The sequence below is a fragment of the Isoptericola sp. NPDC057191 genome (genome assembly GCF_042670225.1).
Lineage (GTDB): Bacteria > Actinomycetota > Actinomycetes > Actinomycetales > Cellulomonadaceae > Isoptericola.
In genome coordinates this window covers 1-3,319 of sequence record NZ_JBHUWC010000283.1, presented here as the reverse complement: position 1 = coordinate 3,319, position 3,319 = coordinate 1, and the positions used below count along the sequence as shown (strand labels likewise).

Here is a 3,319-nt window from a genome sequence, read left to right as displayed (position 1 = left end):
GTCGACCGGCTTCGGCTCGGGCTCGGGGGTGGGCTCGGGCTCGGGGGTCGGCTCGGGCTCCGGCGCAGGAGTCGGCTCGCTCGCCGTGGCGACCGAGGACTCCTCGACGGCCGGCGTCCGGGGCGCTTCCGACGCGACCGGCTCGACGGTCTCCGCGGGCGCTGCGGGCTCGGTGTCGACCGGCGAGTCGACCGGCGCGACGTCGCCCTCGGCGCGCGCACGCGCCTCGGCCTTGACCTCCGACTTGGTCTTGCGCTGCGCGTTGATCTCGGTGGACCGCTTGCGCTGCTCGACCTTGGCGTCGGCCTTCTTCTTCACCGGGCCGAGCACCATGGTCATGTTGCGCCCGTCCTGCTTCGGCATCGACTCGACGAAGCCGAGCTCGGCGACGTCCTCCGCCAGCCGCTGCAGGAGGCGCACGCCCATCTCAGGGCGGGACTGCTCACGACCACGGAACATGATCATGACCTTGACCTTGTCCCCCGCCTCGAGGAAGCGGACGACGTGGCCCTTCTTGGTGCCGTAGTCGTGCGGGTCGATCTTCAGGCGGAACCGGATCTCCTTGAGGACCGTGTTCGCCTGGTTGCGCCGCGCCTCGCGCGCCTTCATGTCCGACTCGTACTTGAACTTGCCGAAGTCCATGAGCTTGGCGACGGGCGGACGGGCGTCCGGGGCCACCTCGACGAGGTCGAGGTCGGCGTCCTGGGCAAGCTTCAGGGCGACTCCCGTGGCGACCACGCCGACCTGCTCCCCGCCCGGGCCGATGAGTCGGACCTCGGGGACGCGGATCCGATCGTTGATGCGAGGCTCGCTGATGGTGATGCTCCTAGGAACTCGTCGGTAGACCGTCAGGGACGGGAAAGGCCCCCGACCTGAGCACAGGTGGAGGCCATCTACCGACGCCGGGGCGCGAGCGCTCCGACGACCGAGGCGGGTGCCCACGAGGAGCCCCCGACCGGGACCCGGCCCCTGTCGGCGCCGGGGCGCTCGGTCGGTGCTCGGGTGGGATGAGATCCACTTGATGCACCTGGACCCGACGACGACGCTCGCTCGGAGCGTCGTACGCACGGACCAGGTCGGTCAGCCATTAAGGCTAGCACGCGTTCGCCTCGACGTCGGCCGCTGTGACGAGCGCCTCCCGGCCACCACGGCCAGCACCCGGCCAGATCCCGGCCATACCCCGGCCGCCCCTGCGCCGCCCGACGTCGGCCCGGACCGGCCCGGGGCCGCCCCCTGGACTTTACTGGAATCGTTCCAGAAAGTGTGGCAGGGTCGGCGCCATGACCACGGCGAGGACGGACGACCTGCTGCTCCGGGAGCACGGCCTGCGCGTCACCGGCTCCCGGCTCGCCGTCCTCCGTGCGCTCTCGGAGCACCAGCACGCCACCGCGGACGACGTCGTGCGCGCGGTGCGGGCCGATCTCGGCTCGGTGTCCGTGCAGGCCGTCTACGACTGCCTGCACGCGCTCACGTCGGCCGGGCTCCTGCGTCGCATGGAACCTGCCGGGCACCCCGCCCGGTACGAGCGGCGCACGGGCGACAACCACCACCACGTGGTGTGCCGCTCGTGCGGCGCTGTCGCGGACGTCGACTGCACGGTGGGGCACGCGCCCTGCCTGACGCCGAGCGCGACCAGCGGCTTCGCCGTCGACCTCGCCGAGGTCACCTTCTGGGGCCTGTGCCCCGCCTGCGCTGCCGACCCCGTCCCGGCAGCCGCGATCAGCACCACCATCTGAACCGGAAACCCCCTGAGAGAGGACGTCATCACATGACGACGCCGTTCACGACGACGCAGACCGGCACCCCGGTGGCGAGCGACGCGCACTCGCTGACCGTGGGCGCGGACGGGCCCACCGTCCTGCACGACCGCTACCTGGTCGAGAAGCTCGCCTCGTTCAACCGGGAGCGCGTGCCCGAGCGCAACCCCCACGCCAAGGGCGGCGGCGCCTTCGGCGAGCTCGTCGTCACGGAGGACGTGTCGCGCTTCACCCGCGCCGCGGTCTTCCAGAAGGGCGCGACGAGCGAGACGCTCCTGCGCTTCTCGTCCGTCGCGGGCGAGCAGGGCTCCCCCGACACCTGGCGCGACGTCCGTGGCTTCGCGCTGCGCTTCTACACGACCGAGGGCAACCTCGACATCGTCGGCAACAACACGCCGGTCTTCTTCCTGCGTGACGCGATGAAGTTCCCGGACTTCATCCACTCCCAGAAGCGGCTCGGCGGCTCCGGCCTGCGGAACGCCGACATGCAGTGGGACTTTTGGACCCTCTCCCCCGAGACGGCCCACCAGGTCACCTACGTCATGGGCGACCGCGGCCTGTCGAAGTCCTGGCGCCACCTGAACGGCTACGGCTCGCACACCTACCAGTGGGTCAACGCCGAGGGCGAGCGCTTCTGGGTGAAGTACCACTTCATCAGCCAGCAGGGTGTCGAGAACATCGGCGCCGAGGACGCCGAGCGCATCGCCGGCGAGGACGCGGACTACTACCGCCGCGACCTGTACGAGGCCATCGAGCGCGGCGAGTTCCCCTCGTGGGACGTCAACGTCCAGGTGATGCCCTACGAGGACGCCAAGTCCTACCGGTTCAACCCGTTCGACATGACCAAGGTGTGGCCGCACGCGGACTACCCGCTCATCAAGGTCGGCACGTTCACCCTGAACCGCAACCCGCGGAACTTCTTCGCGGAGATCGAGCAGGCCGCGTTCTCGCCGGGCAACCAGGTGCCCGGCACCGGCATCTCGCCGGACAAGATGCTGATGGCCCGCGTGTTCGCCTACAACGACGCGCACCGCCACCGCATCGGCGCGAACTTCAACCAGCTGCCGGTCAACCAGCCGCACGCCGCCTCCGTGTCGAACTACATGCACGAGGGCCCGATGCAGTACCACTTCAACGGACCCGAGCACCGCGTCTACACCCCGAACTCGTTCGGTGCCGTGGGCGGCCCGTCGGCCGACCCGGAGCGCGGCGTCGAGTCCGCCTGGGAGTCGGACGGCGCGCTGCTGCGCTCCGCCCAGACGCTGCACGCGGAGGACTCCGACTTCGGCCAGGCCGGGACGCTCTACCGCGAGGTGTTCGACGACGCCGCCAAGGCGCGGTTCCTCGAGACCCTCACCGGCCAGGGCCTCGCGATCACGATCGACGTGATCCGCGAGCGGTTCTACGAGTACTGGACCAACGTCGACGCCGAGCTGGGCGCCAAGCTGCGCGCCGAGGTCGAGGCCGGGCGCACGCCCCGGCCCGTCGCCGTCGGCTCCGGTCCCGACGTGGAGCCGGTCGGCATCTGACCGACGCACCACGCGCACGCCGAGGCCGGGTCC

The 3,319-nt window shown here is 70.8% G+C and carries 3 protein-coding genes; 2 read left to right on the top strand and 1 reads right to left on the bottom strand.

Translation table 11 applies throughout. The annotated features are described in order from the left end of the window. Positions 1-765: translation initiation factor IF-3 (gene infC / locus ACFT55_RS19785; RefSeq protein ID WP_380245562.1), on the bottom strand; the 765-nt coding region annotated here is incomplete at its 3' end. Positions 766-1,280: 515 nt separating this feature from the next. Here infC and ACFT55_RS19780 point away from each other — a divergent pair. Together ACFT55_RS19780 and ACFT55_RS19775 are read left to right on the top strand one after the other, a co-directional pair. After that, the gene (locus ACFT55_RS19780; RefSeq protein WP_380245561.1) at positions 1,281-1,736 is read left to right on the top strand and encodes a Fur family transcriptional regulator; all 456 of its coding nucleotides are present in this window, start codon (positions 1,281-1,283) and stop codon (positions 1,734-1,736) included. Positions 1,737-1,768: 32 nt separating this feature from the next. Beyond that, the gene (locus ACFT55_RS19775; RefSeq protein WP_380245560.1) at positions 1,769-3,286 is read left to right on the top strand and encodes a catalase; all 1,518 of its coding nucleotides are present in this window, start codon (positions 1,769-1,771) and stop codon (positions 3,284-3,286) included. Positions 3,287-3,319: the final 33 nt, after the last annotated feature.